Below are 17,376 nucleotides of genomic sequence, written 5' to 3' on the forward strand. Positions count from 1 at the left end.
TTGAGGACGAGCGCGTTCAGCGCGAACGGGGGTTCGGGGGCGGAGCCCCCGAGGACGGGAACGGGAAGGGGCGGCGGGGGCGAGGACCGGCTTCTACGGGCGCAGCGCGCGTAGCAGCAGGTCCGCCAGTTGGGCCGCCACCTCTGTCGGGGTCAGGGGGCCCTCCGGGCTGTACCACGTCGACAGGTGGTGGATCGAGCCGAAGTGGTAGTCGACCACCAGGTCCGCCGAGGTCGCCGGGGAGAAGACGCCCGTCTCCTGGCCCTCCTCGATCAGCGCCCGGAAGCGCTCGTGATACCGCCGCCGCTCCGCCCGCACCTGCTTGTTCTTCTCCGGGCTCAGATGATGCATGGAGCGGAAGAAGATCATCGCGTCGTCGAGGTTCTCGATGGTGGTGACCACGACGTCCGCCGCCGCCCGCCGCAACCGCTCCTCCACGGGCGCGTCGGCGTTCGCGAACGCGTCCAGCCGTTCCTGCTGAACACGCAGCACGCGCGCGTACACCTCGTGCAGGAGATCGTCCTTGGACCCGAAGTAGTGGTAGAGCGCCCCCTTGGTGACCCCGGCCGCCTCGACGATCTCCTGCACGGACGTACGGTCGTACCCCTGTTCCGCGAAGAGCCGGGTGGCGGCGGCCAGCAGCCGCTGCGGGACAGGCGTACCGTCGCCGTCCGTCGTCCTGGGCACTACCGCCACCAGCCTTCCAAGGGTTCGCAATGGTTCCAAAGGTTCCAACAGCCTAATCAGCCGAAACCGCCTGCCTACCGAGAGTCCCCGGAGCGGGTGCGCAGTTCCCGGCGGAGGATCTTTCCGGTCGCCGTCTTGGGCAGGTCGGCCAGGATCTCCACCTGCCGCGGGTACTTGTAGGCGGCCAGTCTCTCCTTGCAGTACGCGGCCAGCGCGTCCGGGTCCTCCTCCGCTCCAGGCCGCAGGCTGATGTACGCCTTGACGGTCTCACCCCGGTAGGCGTCGGGCACCCCGACGACGGCCGCCTCGCGTACCGCCGGATGGGTGTACAGGACGTCCTCGACCTCACGCGGCCACACCTTGAAGCCGGACGCGTTGATCATGTCCTTCTTCCGGTCCACGACGTACAGCCATCCCTCGGCGTCCATGAACCCGATGTCGCCGGTCCGCAGTTCCCCGTCCGGGAAGGTCTCCGCGGTGGCCTCGGGGAGCCGCCAGTAGCCGGGAACCACCTGCGGTCCCCGGACCAGGATCTCGCCCTGTTCGCCGAAGGGAACCTCCGCGCCCTGGTCGTCGACGATGCGTACGACGGTGTCGGCGCCCGGCACGCCCACCGCGAGGGTGCCGGAGACCGGGTCGACGGGTGCCTCCAGGGCGGGCGGTACGGAGGCGCAGGGGGCGGTGCACTCGGTGAGTCCGTAGCCGTTGCGGATGTACGGGCCGAAGCCGGCGCGGAACTTCTCCACGAGGGCGGGCGGCAGCGGGGCGCCGCCGGAGGAGATGTGCCGGAAGGAGGAGAAGTGGTCGGGGGTGGCCGCCGGGTGCGCGGCCAGGGCCATGAAGGCCGTCGACGGGCCGATCGTGTAGTGCGGGCGGTGCTCGGTGAACGCGTCCAGGACGACACCCGGTTCGAAGCGGTGGACGAGCACCAGCGTGCCCGCGCTGTTCAGGCTCGCGCCGAGCTGGCAGACCATGCCGGTGATGTGGAACAGGGGCGCCATCGCGAAGTAGACGGGCGCCTCGGGCAGCGGGAGGCCCGTCCGCTGCCGTTCCGCGTTGTACATGATGTTGGCGTGGGTGTTGGTGGCTCCCTTGGGGGCGCCGCTGGTGCCGGAGGTGTAGCTGATCAGCGCGACGTCGGAGGGGCGGGGAGCGCGGTCGGCGGGTGCCTGGTGACCGTACCGGGCCACCGCCGTCAGGTCCTCGGCGTCCGGGGCCTGCGGCAGCCGCTCGAAGGCGAGGACGCGCGTGTCGTCACGGCTCTGGAAGTCCAGTTCGCAGCCCGTGAGCACGATCCGCACGGGAGAGCCGGCGGCCGTCTCCCTCAGGTACGACTCCCAGGCCCGGTCGGAGCAGATCAGCGCGGCCACGCCACCGTCCCGCAGGACGTGGGTGACCTCCCCCGACTTGTACATGGGGTTGACGGGCACGACGGTCGCGCCGGCCTTCCAGGCCCCCAGTACCGCGAGCACGAAGAGCGGCGAGTTCTGGAGCAGGACGGCGACCCGGTCGCCGCGCTCCAGCCCCCGGGCGACGAGATACCCGGCGACGGAGTCGCTCAGCTCGTCGACCTCACGGTGGCTGAGCCGCCCGTCGAAATAGGCGAGGAAGGTACGGTCCGGGACCTCGGCGGCGGTCCGGCGCAGCGCGTGGACGAGTGAGTCGTCGGGGTTCACGGGCGCCCGCAGGACGTCGTCGAGGAGGGCCAGCCAGGGCTGCGCGCCGTAGCGGGAGCCGGGGCTGGAGCCGGAGTCGGTCATCGGGTGGCCTCCCACTTCTGCTGGATGTGGTTCATGTTCGTCAGCCAGTGTTCGGGGTCGGTGGCCCGGGCCCGGTAGTAGGCGGCGACCTCGGGGTGCGGCAGGATCAGGAAACGGTCCTCCTCGATCCCCTGGAACAGCGCCTCCGCGACCTCCTCCGGCTCGATCGCGGTCGGCACGAGCACCAGGTCACCGGCGCTGCCGGTCCCGGCCAGCATGTCCGTACGCACACCCTGCGGGCAGATGGCGTGCACCTTGATCCCTCGGTGGCGGTACGTCAGTGACAGCCACTCCGCGAAGGCGTAGGCGCCGTGCTTGGTCACGCTGTAGGGCGCCGCGCCGACCATGGTGAGCAGTCCGGCGGCGGACACGGTGGACACGAAACGGCCACTGCCGCGCTCCAGCCACTCCGGCAGCAGTTCGTGGGCCGCACGGACGTGCGCCATCACGTTCACGTCCCAGGCGAGCGCCCAGACGTCCTCCCCGGCCGCCTCGGACCCGCCCGAGGCGAGCCCGGCGTTGGCGCAGTAGACGTCCACGGTCCCGCCGAGGGCGGAACGGGCCTCGGCGACGACGGCGGACGCGTCGCCGGGCACCGCGATCCCGCCGATCTCGTCGGCGACGGCTGCCGCCCTGTCGGCGTCCAGGTCGTTGACGACCACCCGGGCTCCCCCGGCGGCGAACCGCCGGGCCAGGGCGGCCCCGATCCCTCCGCCCGCTCCAGTGACGACGACTCCGGCACCTTGAACGACATCCACGATCGGTCTCCTTCGACACGACACGGCCCGACGTACGGACAGACTAACCGGTCGGTATGTAGCAAGAAAGGGGCCACGGCAAGTCCGCCAGGGGCGCGGGGCTATGCCATGTACGGCTCCGCCGCGGGGCGCGACAAGCCACGATTCACCCGCAGCGTACGAACAACCTGCGGCAGCACATACGGTGCCCCCAAACACCCGTACCGCCTCATGAAGGGAACCCCCATGCCCTTGTCACGACGCGGCCTCCTAGCCACGACCACCGCCACCGCGGCAGCCCTGACAGCGTGCGAAAAGGCGACCACCCCCACGGCGCACCGCCCGGAAGGGCTCCGCACCGGCTTCGAGAATCTGGTCGCCGCCGCCTACTCCCCTCTCCACGGCAAGATGGTCGGCCTGGTCACCAATCCCACCGGTGTCACCCGGGACGTACGCCACATCGTCGACGTCATGCACGCGGACGACCGGGTGCGGCTGACCGCCGTGTTCGGCCCCGAGCACGGTTTCCGGGGCACCGCGCAGGCCGGCGGTTCCGAGGGGCGGCACGACGATCCGGCGACCGGGCTCCCCGTCTACGACACGTATCTCAAGCGCGGCCGAACGCTCGCGGACATCTTCACCGCCTCCGGTGTCGACACCGTCGTCTTCGACATCCAGGACGTGGGCGCCCGTTTCTACACCTACATCTGGACCCTGTACGACTGCATGGAGGCGGCCGGGCTCGCGGGCAAGTCCTTCCTGGTGCTGGACCGGCCGAATCCGGTGACCGGGCGGACCGCCCAAGGGCCCGTGCTGCACAGGGAGTTCGCGTCGTTCGTCGGGCGGCAGCCGATCGCGCAGGCGCACGGGATGACGGTGGCGGAGCTGGCGCGGCTGTTCAACGAGGAGTTCCTGGCCGCGCCGGTGGAGCTGGACACCGTACCGATGTCGGGGTGGCGGCGGTCGGAGTACTACGACGCGACCGGGCTGCCATGGGTGCCGCCGAGCCCGAACATGCCTACGCCCGACACAGCGCTGGTGTACTCGGGGACGGGTCTCTTCGAGGGGACGAACCTGTCGGAGGGGCGCGGCACGACCCTGCCGTTCGAGCTGCTCGGCGCCGAGGGGATCGACCGGCGGTGGGCCGCCGCGATGGAGCGACTCGGGCTGCCCGGCGCGCACTTCAGGGAGGCGTACTTCGTGCCGTCCTTCTCCAAGTTCCAGGGGAAGACCGTCGGGGGCGTGCAGATCCATGTGCACAACCGGGCGGCCTACGACCCGGTGCGTACCGGGGTCGCGCTGCTGGTGACCGCCAAGAAGGTCTGGAGCGGCTTCGGTTGGCGCTCCGACAACTGGATCGACAAGCTGACCGGATCCGCTCGGGTGCGCACGATGATCGACGCGGGCGCCGACGCCGACGAGGTCGTGGCGGGCTGGCAAGGGGAGTTGGCGGCGTTCCGGCGACTGCGCCGAAAGTATCTCATCTACAAATAGGCCGTGACGTATGGCCAACTCCCGTCCTCCGCAGGACGATACGCCCCACATCACGACACCACCGGGGGACGGGGTATGTCATGGCGGAGACGGAAATGAGCGTCTCTCCCTACTGGGAGATCACGTTCGACGCGGACGGCGACACCGACGGGCGCAGACGCGACCGGCTGCTCGCGGAGGTGGGCCCGCGCGGAGTGCGCGACCTCATCGTCTTCGCGCACGGCTGGAACAACGACCGGTCCATGGCGACCGAGTTGTACAGCAGGTTCTTCAGCGCCGTCCCGGGCCTCGCGCCCGCGACCGCCAGGATCGGCTACGTGGGTGTGGTCTGGCCGTCGATGCGCTTCACGGACGAGCCCATCCCCGACTTCCGGCCGTCCCTGACCGCCGTCGGCACACCGGAGACGGCCTCCTCGCCCGGACTCGACGACAGCACCCGGCGGGCGCTCCTGGACACCTTCCCCGGGCGGGACGCGGTGGTGGAGAGTATCGGGCGGCTGCTGGATCAACAGCCGGACGGCGCCGGGGCCTTGGAGGAGTTCGGCCGGCTGGTACGGGAACTCGTCGAGGTGTCGCCCCGGGCGCCGCGCACGGGGTTCGCGGCGGATCTCCTCGCGGACGCGGACGCGGACGCGGACGCGGACGGTCGGGCGGAGGGCGCCCCGGAGATGCTCACGGGGAGCACGGCGGCGGTCTGCGAGGAGTTCGCGCTCGCCCTGGCGGGCCCCGGGTCCCCGTCACCCGAAGCCGTCGCCGGGTTCACGGTTCCCGGGCTGCCCGATGTGTGGAAGGGCGCGCGGGAACTGCTGCGGCAGGCCACGTACTACGCGATGAAGGGGCGGGCCGGAACGGTCGGCGAGCGGGGGCTCGGGCCGGTGCTCGGGCGGCTCGCCGGGGCGGCGCCCGGGGTGCGGGTGCATCTCGTGGGGCACAGTTTCGGCGCCCGGCTGGTGGCGTTCGCGCTGCGCGGGCTGCCCGAGGAGGTGCGTACGGTGAAGTCGGTGACGCTGCTTCAAGGAGCCTTCTCGCACTACGCGTTCGCGGACCGGCTGCCGTACGACGCGCGTGCGGCGGGTGCGCTGAAGGGGCGTCAGAGCCGGATAGACGGTCCTCTGGTGTGCTGTTACTCCCAGCATGACGGGGCACTCGGCACGTTCTATCCGCTGGCCTCGCGCACGGCCGGCGACAGCAGATCTGTCATGGGCTTCGGTGTGGCCGAGTTGCTGGGCCCCAAGTGGGGTGCGATGGGCCACGACGGTGTCCAGGCCGTGCCGGGGACCGTCAAGTTGACGATCGCCGAGGCTCTCGGGCCGGCGAAGCTGCCGCTGACCGGGTGTGTGAACGTCGACGCGGGGGCGGTGGTGAAACACGGCGGGCCCCCGTCGGGGGCCCACAGCGACATCTGCCACCCGGAGTTGGCCCAGGTGGTGCTGGCGGCGGGCCGAATCCACTGACCCACCGCCGCAACACCCTTGCCGTTACCGGCTGTTACCGGCTGCTACCGGTGTGACGCGAACTCGACGACCTGCTGGTAGGTCGGCCGGTTCTGCCAGCTGATGTTCTTGTGCTTGATGCCGCCCAGGGTGCGCTGCACGATCGAGTCGGCGCACCACTGGTTGCCCGCGGTGGTGCAGACCTTGTCGGCGGGGTAGACCTGGGCGGCCGTCTTGCCCGCCGCGGTCTTCAGGGTGCTGATCAGGACGTCCCGGCAGCCGCTGAGCGTGCCGCCGCCGCAGTACTTCTGCGTCAGCCCGCCCTGCACCGGTTCACCGAGCACCGCCCGGATGTCCTTGTCGACGTAACTCCACCAGCCGTACTGGAAGGAGCTTCCCGCGTGCGACCCGGTCGGGCCGTGCGCCGCCGAGGGTGCCTCGTCGACGGGGAGGTTGTTGGTCATGGCGGTGTAGAGGTCGGTGCCGAGGCCCGGCTGGAACTCCCCCTGCACCAGCAGCGGCCACCAGGCGTCCAGGATGCGGATCGCGTCCGCGTTGGCGTAGGTCTTCGAGCCCGGCGTCGTCTCCGTGCGCTTGGCACCCGCCGTCACCCACGCGGACAGCTTGCCGACCGCCGCGGCGGCCGCGGAGTCGGTGACCGGTGAGCTGTTGACGACGCGCAGCAGCTTCGGCAGCACGTCCTCGGCCCGCAGATCGGCGAGCGCGGCGTCGGCCATCGCCTTCACCAGCTGGACCCGGGTCACACCGCCCGCCGCGACGAGCTTCTTGACCCGGTCCTCCAGGAGGTTGCCGCGGTGGACCGAGCCGTTGCCCCAGGGCGCGGTGCTGTAGTCCAGGGCCTGCTTGTTGTTCCAGGAGATGTAGTAGTCCTGGTCGATCGAGTTGGGGTGGGCCGACGCCGGTGTGTAGTCGGCGGTGTTGGTCGACGGGACCCAGTTCCGCCACTCGTACGCCGGCTGCGCCCAGACCGGGAACTCCGCGTCGACGCCGTTCGCGCGCACCGGGTTGTCGCCGCTGTTGTAGTACGCGGTGTGCTTGGAGTCGGCGTAGAACCAGTTGAAGGTGTAGTTGATGTGCTGCACGGCGGCCTGGAAGTCCGCCGGGCCCTTCACCGCGTCCGGGTCGTTGAGCATCATGAAGCCGATGATCGAGTCGGCCTCGTGCATGTAGGAGGAGCGCAGGGTGGTGTAGGCGATCTTCTTGCCGTCGACCGTCGCACGGTGGCTGACCGGGCCGTACTTGGTGCGGTAGACCTGCATCCGGTAGGAGCCGGCGGCCGTGCCGTCGGCCGTGGTCGGCTTCCAGGCGTTGGTCTGCTCGATCTTCTCCATCGGCGTGCAGGTGCCGTGGTAGAGGTAGTGGACGTCGTCCTGGCACAGCTCGACCGCGTACGAGTCGATGATGTCCTGCCCGGAGGTCGTCGCGCTCCACGCGTAGTCCTGGCCGCGGCCGAGTTCGACGTACATGCTCAGCCCGGCGAAAGAGGCGCCGCGCGCGCTGAGGCCCGGGCCCTGGAGCTCCTGGAGCATGAGCAGTTGCGGGGCGAAGTAGCCCGTCTGCGGGCCGAAGACGGCGACCGGGTGGCCGCTGGCGGTCTTGGCGCCGCTCACCACGAGGGCGTTGGACATACCGCGCTTGGCCGAGGTGAGGGCGGTGGCCGTCGCCGTGCGGGAGGCCTTGTCCGCGCTCGCGGTGGCGGCGCTGCCCGTACGGTCGTACACCAGCGGCTGCTCGGCGACCGTACCGGCGTCGGGCAGGGCCTCGCCCTTCGGGTCTGCGGGCGCGTTGGCGTAGGGGAAGCTCTCGCCGTCGTGGACGGTGAGGACGGCCTCGGGGTCGTTGCGCTCACGGAAGGCTTCCCAGACCTTGGTGCCCTCGGCGACGCCGTACTTGGACTGGGCGGCCATGAGTGAGATCGCGTTGTTGACCTCGCCGCCGCCGCCCGAGCCGAAGAGCGCGCCGATCACGGAGGCCAGCGCGACCAGGTCCGTGGGCTTGAACTTCTGGATGGTGCCCGCGTTGGTGATGGAGTCCTTCCAGCCGGTGAGGACGTACTCGCCGGGGAAGTAACGGCCGCTGTCGGAGGCGTCGATGTACGCGTTGATGCCCGCGACGTAGGCGTTGACGTCGTCGAGTGCCTGCTTGCCACGGGCGCCGTTGACGGCGACCGCGTTGTCTATCTGGGCCTGGAGGTCGGCCTCGGTGTAGGGGGCGTGGCGCCAGAACTCCTGCTCAAGGCCCTGGTTGGACGGGTCGCCGCCCGCGAAGGGGGTGAGCTGTCCGCGTCCGACGTGCCGGAAGACGTCCATCAGCCAGAGGCGGTCCTGGGCGGCCGCGTATCCGGCGCCGAACTCGGTGCCGTAGCGGGTGGTGCCTGTGATGTGCGGCACACCCGTCTTCTTGTCGCGGACGATCTTCACGTCGGTGCGGCCGGCCGGGGCCAGGGTGGAGGCGACCTGGTCGGCGGGGACCCCGAACGAGGAGTCGTTGAAGAAGTTGTTGATGCCGGCGCTGGTGAGGCCCGAGTAGCCCGTGGCCAGGTCGGCATAGGGCCCGAGCTGGTCATCCGCGTGGTCGGGCTGAACGCCGAAGGCCTGGTTCAGGATGACCTGGGCGAGGGTCGCGTTGCCGCTCTGGCCGGGCGGCAGGATGTCGGAACACTGCCCTCCGCAGTAGTCGTTCGGTGCGGCGGCCTGGGCTTCGGTCGCGGGGGCAAGTGGGGAAAGAGGCGACAAAAGACCGGCAATGAGCGTGCATACGGCCGCGGTCTTCAGGAACCCGAAGAGTCCACGGGGAGTTCTCAGTCTGTCGAAGGTTCTGTCGACGGTGTTGCCTGGGGTGCGCCGGGTCATGGCAGCTCCTCCGGACCGGGGGGTGGGGTACTCCGTACGGAGTGGCCAGAGGTTACCGCCGGTAGCCCTCTCGACAGAAGATGAACGAGCGTCACTTTTGAACAACGTGGCACAGGAATTGCGTTGGAGGAGTGCGGGGGCACTTCGAGGCGCTGGACGCGTTCGCGGTCCGGCGCCGTGCTCAACACCTGTTGCGCGGACGGCCGAGAGTTGCGGGAGGGAACCGTGGAGGGTGGTCCGGCGGACGGCTCAGGGCCGTCGGCGTCGGTCCCGAGGGGCCCGGCGACCTGCGTGCGGCCGTCATCGGAGAACGGATGGAGCCGAATCGCTTGTCGATACGTCTATTCGACGACGTCCGTTCGACGACGCCGAAGTGACCGAAGTACAGGTGCAGATGTGACGGAGGTGCAAGGCGATGGCCGGTTTCCGGAGTCTGGCGAGACAGGTGCGGGACCCGCGGTGCGATCTGGCACTGCGGCGGTACTCGCTCCGTAAGTGCCTTGAACGGTTCGCCCCTTACGGGCACAGGGCGACCTGGGACCACCTGTGCTCCCGGGCCGGGTTCGGACCGGAGGACCGGTCCCCCGATCCAGCGCGGCTCGTGGCCGCACTGGACGAGCTGGAGGAAGCGCGCTCGGTCTGGCTGGCCTACGAGGTGGAGTTCGCGAAGCGCCGCAAGAAGGAGAAGTTCGACGGGCTGCGCCGGCCCGGAAGCGTGGACGACTGGCATCGGCTGACCTGGGGGGGGTTCGGGGTGGCCTGGTGCGACGATCCGGGGGTGCACCCCCATGAATCGCTGGCCGAGGTGCTGCGACGGCTGATCGCCGCCCTGGAGCGCGAACCGGGCTCGGTGTGCCCGGTGTGCGACGGGGAGCGCCTCACCTGGAGGTACGACCTGGCCCATGAGCCGTCCTCGGGTCCCGTCTGCACGGAGTGCGGCATAGTCGTGCCACGCCCCGTCCTGACCCCCGAGGCCCTGGCGGAGTCCAGGCGCGGCCGACTGCTCCTCGCATCGGCCTGACACGACGGGGGTGCGCCGGGGATGCCGCACCCCCGATCGACTCGGCCGACTTGGCCGACGGGGGCCGCCTTTGGGCCGGGGCGCCTTTGGGCCGGGGCGCCTTTAAGGGGCGCGGGGAACTGCGCGACCAGCCCCCACCGGGCCCGCAGACGAAGACCACCAACCCTGCGGAGCCGTCACACTGGGGGCAACCCGACCGACGCCACGCTTTTGAGGGGCGCGGGGAACTGCGCGACAAGCCCCCACCGGGCCGGCAGTCGAAACCGCGAACCGGCGAAGCCCTACTCCGCCATCAGGCGCGACCCCGCCCGCCGTTCACCGAACACATCGTCCGGGTTGGACAGCACACACCCCTCCAACGACAGACACCCGCACCCGATGCAATCGGTGAGATGATCCCGCAGCCGGTTCAACTGCGTGATGCGCTCGTCGAGTTCGGCCCGCCACTTCTCCGAGAGCCGGGACCAGTCCTCCCGCGTGGGCGTACGTTCCTCGGGAAGTTCGGCCAGCGCCTCGCGAATCGTGGCGAGCGGAATGCCGACCCGCTGCGCGGCCCGCACGAAGGCGACCCGGCGCAGCGCGTCCCGGCCGAAGCGGCGCTGGTTGCCCGTGGTCCGGCGGCTGCTGATGAGCCCCTTGGACTCGTAGAAGTGCAGGGCCGAGACGGCGGCACCGCTACGGGCGGCGAGCTGACCGACCGTGAGTTCGTGGATCTTCTCGGGAATCTGGGGCACCCCTCCAACCCTACCCACAGCGGTCCGCACGGTCCGTTGACAGGAAATCCCCGGCCGACCATGCTAAGCAGTTGCTTAGACATAGTGTGCGGTCCACGGGACACAGTGGCGAGGAGGCCGGGAATGGCAGAGCCGAGGATCTTCACGGGTGCGGACGACCTGAAGGCGGCGGTGGGCGAGCAACTGGGGTACACCGACTGGCTGGAGGTCGACCAGAAGCGCGTCGACCTGTTCGCCGACGCGACCGGCGACCACCAGTGGATCCACGTGGATCCCGAGAAGGCCGCCACCGGACCCTTCGGGACGACCATCGCGCACGGCTACCTCACCCTGTCCCTGCTCCCGCTCTTCGGGCCGCAGCTCATCAAGGTCGAGGGCGTGAAGATGGGCGTCAACTACGGGACGAACAAGGTCCGTTTCCCCTCCCCCGTCCCGGTCGGCTCGCGGCTGCGCGCCACCGCGAAGATCGCCGGGGTCGAGGACGTGACCGGCGGGGTGCAGGTGACGATCACGTTCAGCGTGGAGCGCGAGGGTGGCGAAAAGCCGGTGTGCGTCGCGGAGTCGGTGTCGCGCTACTACCTGTGAGCCGGTGAAGGCCGGCTACCCGGCCCCCACCATCCGCAGCACGAGGTCGGCGTAGAGCGCGCCGACCTCGTCCGGCGTGCGCGAGCCCTGGACGTTGAACCAGCGGGCCACGTCCACGCACAGCGACAGCGCGGCGAGCGTCGTGCCCGGCACGTCGGGCACATCGAACTCGCCCGCCTCCACACCGTCCTCGATGATCCCCCGCACCTCGGCGTCGCACTGGCGGCGCAGCGCGAGGATCTCGGCGCGGGCCTCGGGGCCCAGGGCGTCGAGTTCGTACTGCACGACCCGCGCGGTGGTGCGCATCCCGGCGTGCCAGCGGACGAAGGATCCGACGGCCTCGGCCAGCCGCTCGGTCGCGGTGCCCTCGGTCCGCGCCGCCGTTCGCAGGATGTCGACGGCCTTCTCGTGGCCGATCCTGCTGATCCGGTGGAGCAGCTCTTCCTTGGTCTTGTAGTGGATGTAGAGCGCGGCCGGGCTCATGCCCGCGCGGCCCGCGATGTCACGGGTCGTCGTCGCGTGGTAGCCGCGCTCGGCGAAGGCCTCCACCGCGGCGACGAGCAGCCGCCGGGCCGCTTCGGGGGTCACCTCACCCCACGGCAGCACCTCGCCGCCGGCCGTCTCCTCCGCCGTACTCATCGCCCGTTCGCCCCTTCCACCGACAGTGACCTACCACTGTACCGCCGTGGGTGAGCGGGCGCTTAGAGTGCCCGCTCAGGACGCTGTCCCGCGCAGGCCCCGCCCAGGGCTCAGCCGGTCAGTGCTTCTCGAAGGGGTCGTGCTCGGCGAGCAGTTTCTCCAGGCGGGCCTGGTCGACCCGGCTGACGATCTGGCCGGCCTCCTGGCGGTCGCGGATGACCTTCGCCAGGGTGAAGGCCGAGGTCACCAGATAGAGGACGGCGATGCCGAGGAAGCCGCGCACCCAGGCGTCGGCGTGGAGCCGGAAGATACCGATGGCCGTCGCCCCCATGGCGATACCGAAGGACGCGACGGCCTGGCCGTAGAAGGCCGCCGTGCTCTGCTGCTTGACCGGTGTCTCACTCATGAGGACAAGAGTCGGCGGACACGGCCCGCACCACATCCGCCGAAATACTCAGACAGATACTCATGAAGCGGGAACGGAGTGGGGCTCAGAACGCCGATACGCCCGTCAGCGCGCGGCCGATCAGCAGTTTCTGGATCTGGCTCGTGCCCTCGTAGAGGGTCATCACGCGGGCGTCGCGCAGGAGCTTGCCCGCCGGGTACTCGTCGATGTAGCCGTAGCCGCCGAAGACCTGGAGGGCGTTGTTCGCGGCCCGGACGGCGGCCTCGGAGGCGAAGAGCTTGGCCTTGGAGGACTCGGTGGCGAAGGGCAGGCCCCGGTCGATCAGATCGGCGACGCGCCAGGTCAGCAGCCGGGCCGCGTCGACATCCACCGCGATGTCGCTGATCAGTTCCTGTACGAGCTGGTGCCGGGCGATCGGCTTGCCGAACTGCTCGCGCTCGCCCGCGTACCGGACGGCCGCGTCCAGGGCGGCCTGGGCTATCCCGACGCATCCGGCGGCGACCGACATCCGCCCCTTCGCGAGCGCCGACATGGCCACGGAGAAGCCCTTGCCCTCGGGGGCCAGCATCGCCGAGGCGGGCACGCGCACGTCCTCGAAGACGAGTTCGGCGGTGGCCTGACCGCGCAGGCCGAGCTTGCCGTGGAGCGCGCGGCGGGTCAGCCCGGGGGTGTCGGTCGGCACGAGGAAGGCGGAGACGCCCTTGTGACCGGGGGCGTCGGTCGACCGGGCGAAGAGCAGCACCACGTCGGCCCAGGTGCCGTTGGTGATGAACATCTTGGTGCCGTTGACGACGTAGTCCCCGCCGTCCCGCACCGCCCGCGTGGTGAGGTTGCCCGCGTCGGACCCGGTGCCCGGCTCGGTCAGACCGAAGCAGCCGACGTACTCGCCGGAGGTGAGCCCGGGCAGCCAGCGGCGCTTCTGCTCCTCGGTCCCCCAGTGCGCGACGGTCTTGGCCACCAGCCCAAGGGACACGGAAACGATTCCGCGCACGGAGGAGTCGCCCCGGCCGAGTTCCTCGGTCACCAGGCAGTACGCGAGATGGTCGCCGCCCGAGCCGCCGTACTCCTCGTCGATGGTCAGCCCCAGAAAGCCGACACCGCCCAGCTTCTTCACGATCGACCGGTCGACGTCCTCGGCACGGTCCCAGGCGACGACGTTCGGGGTGATCTCACGCTCGACGAAGTCCCGGGCGAGCCGCTGGACAGCCTCCTGCTCCTCACTGAGCCCCAGATCCACGACGACCCCACCCTCCCGCACCGGCCCCAAAAGCGGAACATTAAATTAGCACTGCTAGTTTGTTTGTCGCAGCCCTACTATGTGCGCCATGGCCCGACCGCGCAAGCCCCTTCTCAGCATCGACCGGATCGTCGAGACCGCGCGGGCACTGGTCGACGCGGAGGGACTGGCGGCACTCTCCACCCGCAGGCTCGCCGCCGAACTGGGCGTCAGCGGGCCCTCGCTCTACAACCACTTCCGCACCAAGGACGAGATCCTGGAGGCCGTCGCCGACTCGGTGAGCGCCCAGGTCGACCTGTCGATGTTCGAGGACGGCCGGGAGTGGCGGACCGCGCTGCACGACTGGGCGGTCTCCTACCGGGCGGCCCTGCGCGACCACCCGAACATCGTTCCCGTCCTCGCCCAGGGCCCCGGCCGCCGCCCGGCCGGACTGCGCGTCGCGGACGCCGCCTACGGCGCCATGGTCGCGGCGGGCTGGCCGCCCGCGCAGGCCACTTCCATCGGCGCCGTGATCCGGTACTTCGTCATGGGCTCGGCGCTCGGCTCGTTCGCCGGCGGCTTCGTGGACGACGCGAGCGCCTACGATCCCGCCGACTACCCCCACCTCGGCCAGGCACATCTCCTCGCCGAACAGCAGGAGAAGATCGACGAGCGGGCCTTCGACACGGGCCTCAGGGCACTGCTGGACGGGCTGGCACAGCAGTACGAACGGCTGGGGCGGACCGCGTAGCCATCGGGCCGCACGGAGGTACGGACACTTCGGTGGGCGCCGAAGTGTCCGCACCCCATGCTGAAGATATGACCACGAGGGACGCAGGGAGTACGAGGAAACCGGGCCGAGCCTCCGGTCTCGCGGCGCTGGCCGGGCTGCTGGCGGACGAGACGCGGGCCGGTTTCCTGCTGGCGCTGCTGGACGGGCGGGCGTGGACCGCCGGAGAGCTGGCGCGTGACGCCGGGGTCGCCGCGTCGACGGCCAGCGAACACCTGGGCAGACTCGTCGCCGGTGGGCTGCTCACCGAGGAACGCCAGGGCCGGCACCGTTACGTACGGCTGGCCGACGCCCGTGTGGCCCAGCTCGTCGAGGAACTGGCCGCCCAGGTCGCCCCCTCCGCGGACCGACTCCCGCGCACGCTGCGGGAGTCCGGCGCCAGGTCGGCGATGGCACGCGGCCGTACCTGCTACGACCATCTCGCCGGACGGCTCGGTATCGCCCTCACCGACGCCCTGACCGGGCGCGGGCTGCTCCGCCAGGACACCGGGTTCGCGCTCACCGACGCCGGGCTGCGCTGGTTCGCCGAAGCGGGCATCGACCTCGACCGCACCGGCCGCCGCCCGCTCGCCCGCGCCTGCCTCGACTGGACCGAACGCCGCCCCCACCTCGCGGGCACGGCGGGCGCCGCCCTCTGCCGGCACGCCCTGGACGCCCGCTGGTGCGTACGCATCGGCTCGGAACGGGCCGTCAGGGTGACGGCCGAGGGGGAACACCACTTGGGGGCTCTGCTGGGCATCGAGGCGTCGGACCTGCGTTGACCCGCAGTACAGTCGCCCCCTTTTTCTACAGGCGCACGTCTTCACAGGCGCCCGTCCGAAATTCGCGAGCCCCCGCCGTCCGTCCTGCCTAGCCTCTGGAGCATGATGACCTCCTCGCCGTCCTCCCGCCGGGCCCCTCGCGCGGAGGTGCTCGCCGCCCTCGCGGCCTGTGTGTCCGTGGTGCTGTGGGCCTCCGCGTTCGTCTCGATCCGCAGTGCGGGGGCCGCGTACTCGCCGGGCGCGCTGGCGCTCGGGCGGATGCTCGCCGGGTTCGTGACGCTGGGGGCCATCTGTCTCGTACGGCGGGAGGGACTGCCGCCCCGGTCGGCCTGGCGGGGGATCGCGATCTCGGGCGTGCTGTGGTTCGGGGTCTACATGGTGGTCCTGAACTGGGGCGAGCAACAGGTGGACGCGGGGACCGCCGCCCTGCTCGTGAACATCGGCCCCATCCTCATAGCCCTGCTGGGCACCCGGCTGCTCGGGGACGCGATGCCGCCCCGGCTGCTCGCGGGCATGGCGGTGTCGTTCGCGGGCGCGGTGACCGTCGGGCTGTCGATGTCGGGCGGGGGCGGAACGTCCGTGCTCGGGGTGGTGCTGTGTCTGCTCGCGGCGGCCTCGTGGGCGGCGGGTGTCATCGCGCAGAAGCCGGCCCTGGTCCGGGCGAGCGCCCTCCAGGCAACCACGTTCGGCTGCCTGATCGGGGCCGTGACGTGTCTGCCGTTCGCCGGGCAACTGGTCGCGGACGTGGCCGACGCGCCGCTCTCCGCCACCCTCAACATGATCTACCTGGGCGTGTTCCCGACCGCGCTGGCCTTCACGACCTGGGCCTACGCCCTGGCCCGTACGACGGCCAGCAGGATGGGCGCGACCACGTACGCCGTCCCGGCACTGGTCGTCCTGATGTCGTGGCTGGCGCTGGGCGAGGTACCGGGGCTGCTCACGCTGGCGGGCGGCGGACTGTGCCTCGCGGGGGTGGCGGTGTCGCGGTCCCGGGCGCGGTCACAGTCCCGGGCGCAGGCGCAGACGCCGGAACAGACACAAGCACAGGCGGCACTTGAGGTGCTGCCCCCGGACTCCGGTTCGCTCTGAGGGACCTCTCGTACCGGACGTACTGGTCGCACTGGACGCCGGAGCGAGTGCGCGGCGCGCGGGAGGCGCGCGGCGACTGCCGCCGCAGGTGCGTTGGGTGGCGCGGATGCGAACAGGTGCGTCCTCCAACCGGCGTTCCCGCTAACGAAGTTGGCCGGGGCGGATCCTGATCTCGGCGCTGGCGCTGTTGTTCCTCTACTCCGTCGAGGCGGACGTGCGGGCACGGATCGTCTTCGACCCGGCCCTCGACAGGGAGGCCTTCGTCGGGGACTGGGTGCCGGTCTTCTCGGGAGCACTGGCGGGGGCGATGGCCCTGCTTGCCCTGGCCGTGATTCCCGATGGGTCTCGCGGGCCCCGCTGGTGGCCTGCGCCGGCACCTTCGTGGCCACGGTGGCCTACCAACTGCTGCCGGTGAACATGGCGACCAGCGACAGCAGCGGCGGCGAGGCCACGGGCCTGCTCGTCCTCCTCGCCGTGGCGGTGCGCCGCTGTACGCCCCGGATGGCTCCGGTGATCGTGGCGCCCCTGGGTGTCAGCGTGCTCTCCGTCCCACTGCTGCGGGACGCGGACTCCGGCGTCTTCCCCGAAAACCTTCCGCTGGAACTGGCCCTGGCCTTCGCCTGCGGCCTGGTGCTGCGCCTCTACGACGTCCAGCGGGAACGCACCGGACAACTGGTCCGGCAGGAGGAACGGCTCGCGCTCGCCCGCGACCTGCACGACACCGTGGCCCATCAGGTGACCGCGATCGTGGTCCAGGTGCAGGCCGTACGCCATGTCACCGGCCGGGGCACCCCCGACCCGCGGATCCTGAGCGAGATGCTCGCGGCCGTCGAACACGCGGGCGGCGAGGCGCTGACGTCGATGCGGCGTCTGGTCGGTTCGATGCGCGGCGACGAGACCCCGCGGCATCCGCAGAATCTCGGCGCGGTTCTGACCCGCATCGTGGAGGAGTCACGGGCGACGGGACTGCCGGTCCGGCTGGACCTCGGACAGGAACTGCCGGAGGACGTTCCCCCGGAGGTCACCGGCGGGCTGAGCCGCGTCCTCCAGGAAGCCCTGACCAACGCCCAGCGCTATGCGCGCGGAGCACGGTCGGTGAACGTGTCCGCCCGGGTCGCGGCACGCCACGCCGAACTGGTCGTCGAGGACGA

16 protein-coding genes are annotated in these 17,376 nt (G+C 70.7%); 8 read left to right on the forward strand and 8 right to left on the reverse strand.

What is annotated here, in order from left to right; genetic code table 11:
• Positions 1-93 precede the first annotated feature (93 nt).
• The 3 genes from AOK08_RS05935 to AOK08_RS05945 form a co-directional block, all read right to left on the reverse strand.
• Complete coding sequence (locus tag AOK08_RS05935; RefSeq protein ID WP_055524328.1) at positions 94-687, reverse strand: TetR/AcrR family transcriptional regulator; 594 nt, start codon at positions 685-687, stop codon at positions 94-96.
• Positions 688-761: 74 nt separating this feature from the next.
• Complete coding sequence (locus tag AOK08_RS05940; RefSeq protein ID WP_055524352.1) at positions 762-2,447, reverse strand: class I adenylate-forming enzyme family protein; 1,686 nt, start codon at positions 2,445-2,447, stop codon at positions 762-764.
• Positions 2,444-3,208 (reverse strand): SDR family oxidoreductase, encoded by a 765-nt coding sequence (locus AOK08_RS05945; protein ID WP_055524354.1) that lies wholly within the window; start codon positions 3,206-3,208, stop codon positions 2,444-2,446. The genes AOK08_RS05940 and AOK08_RS05945 overlap by 4 nt, the downstream gene beginning before the upstream one ends.
• Positions 3,209-3,430: 222 nt before the next feature.
• Between AOK08_RS05945 and AOK08_RS05950 the strand changes: the two genes are divergently transcribed.
• Positions 3,431-4,678, forward strand: a complete 1,248-nt coding sequence (locus AOK08_RS05950) for an exo-beta-N-acetylmuramidase NamZ family protein (RefSeq protein WP_055524330.1) — start codon at positions 3,431-3,433, stop codon at positions 4,676-4,678.
• A gap of 80 nt (positions 4,679-4,758) precedes the next feature.
• Positions 4,759-6,132, forward strand: coding sequence for a hypothetical protein (locus AOK08_RS05955; RefSeq protein ID WP_055524332.1), 1,374 nt, complete (start codon positions 4,759-4,761; stop codon positions 6,130-6,132).
• A 44-nt stretch (positions 6,133-6,176) separates the two neighbouring features.
• On the opposite strand, the gene AOK08_RS05960 is transcribed toward AOK08_RS05955, so the two are convergent.
• Entirely contained in the window at positions 6,177-8,984 is a 2,808-nt protein-coding gene (locus tag AOK08_RS05960; RefSeq protein ID WP_055524334.1) for a penicillin acylase family protein, read from the reverse strand.
• Between the two features lie 415 nt (positions 8,985-9,399).
• Here AOK08_RS05960 and AOK08_RS05965 point away from each other — a divergent pair, with 415 nt between their 5' ends.
• A complete protein-coding gene (locus AOK08_RS05965; protein WP_055524336.1) occupies positions 9,400-10,005 on the forward strand; it encodes a hypothetical protein in 606 nt (201 codons plus the stop codon).
• 281 nt (positions 10,006-10,286) lie between these two features.
• Here the strand turns inward: AOK08_RS05965 and soxR are convergent, their stop codons facing one another.
• Complete coding sequence (gene soxR / locus AOK08_RS05970) at positions 10,287-10,739, reverse strand: redox-sensitive transcriptional activator SoxR (RefSeq protein ID WP_055524338.1); 453 nt, start codon at positions 10,737-10,739, stop codon at positions 10,287-10,289.
• 123 nt (positions 10,740-10,862) lie between these two features.
• Here soxR and AOK08_RS05975 point away from each other — a divergent pair, with 123 nt between their 5' ends.
• Positions 10,863-11,324: a MaoC family dehydratase gene (locus AOK08_RS05975; protein ID WP_055524340.1), complete on the forward strand. Its 462-nt coding sequence runs from the start codon at positions 10,863-10,865 to the stop codon at positions 11,322-11,324.
• 15 nt (positions 11,325-11,339) lie between these two features.
• On the opposite strand, the gene AOK08_RS05980 is transcribed toward AOK08_RS05975, so the two are convergent.
• The 3 genes from AOK08_RS05980 to AOK08_RS05990 form a co-directional block, all read right to left on the reverse strand.
• Complete coding sequence (locus AOK08_RS05980; protein ID WP_055524342.1) at positions 11,340-11,963, reverse strand: TetR/AcrR family transcriptional regulator; 624 nt, start codon at positions 11,961-11,963, stop codon at positions 11,340-11,342.
• A 118-nt stretch (positions 11,964-12,081) separates the two neighbouring features.
• Positions 12,082-12,369 carry a YiaA/YiaB family inner membrane protein gene (locus tag AOK08_RS05985; protein WP_055524343.1) on the reverse strand — a complete coding sequence of 96 codons (288 nt, stop codon included), beginning with the start codon at positions 12,367-12,369 and terminating at the stop codon, positions 12,082-12,084.
• An 85-nt stretch (positions 12,370-12,454) separates the two neighbouring features.
• Positions 12,455-13,606, reverse strand: a complete 1,152-nt coding sequence (locus tag AOK08_RS05990; protein WP_055524345.1) for an acyl-CoA dehydrogenase family protein — start codon at positions 13,604-13,606, stop codon at positions 12,455-12,457.
• A gap of 88 nt (positions 13,607-13,694) precedes the next feature.
• On the opposite strand from AOK08_RS05990, the gene AOK08_RS05995 reads away from it, so the two are divergent.
• The 4 genes from AOK08_RS05995 to AOK08_RS06010 all read left to right on the forward strand — a co-directional run.
• Positions 13,695-14,336, forward strand: coding sequence for a TetR/AcrR family transcriptional regulator (locus AOK08_RS05995; RefSeq protein WP_055524347.1), 642 nt, complete (start codon positions 13,695-13,697; stop codon positions 14,334-14,336).
• Between the two features lie 68 nt (positions 14,337-14,404).
• Positions 14,405-15,136, forward strand: a complete 732-nt coding sequence (locus AOK08_RS06000) for an ArsR/SmtB family transcription factor (protein ID WP_055524349.1) — start codon at positions 14,405-14,407, stop codon at positions 15,134-15,136.
• Between the two features lie 105 nt (positions 15,137-15,241).
• On the forward strand, positions 15,242-16,225 hold the full coding sequence (locus tag AOK08_RS06005; RefSeq protein WP_055524351.1) for a DMT family transporter: 984 nt from the start codon (positions 15,242-15,244) through the stop codon (positions 16,223-16,225).
• A gap of 360 nt (positions 16,226-16,585) precedes the next feature.
• On the forward strand, positions 16,586-17,376 hold a 791-nt coding region (locus tag AOK08_RS06010; RefSeq protein ID WP_241826847.1), incomplete at its 3' end, for a sensor histidine kinase.

It is taken from the genome of Streptomyces graminilatus, assembly GCF_001418565.1.
Taxonomy (GTDB): Bacteria; Actinomycetota; Actinomycetes; order Streptomycetales; family Streptomycetaceae; genus Streptomyces; species Streptomyces graminilatus.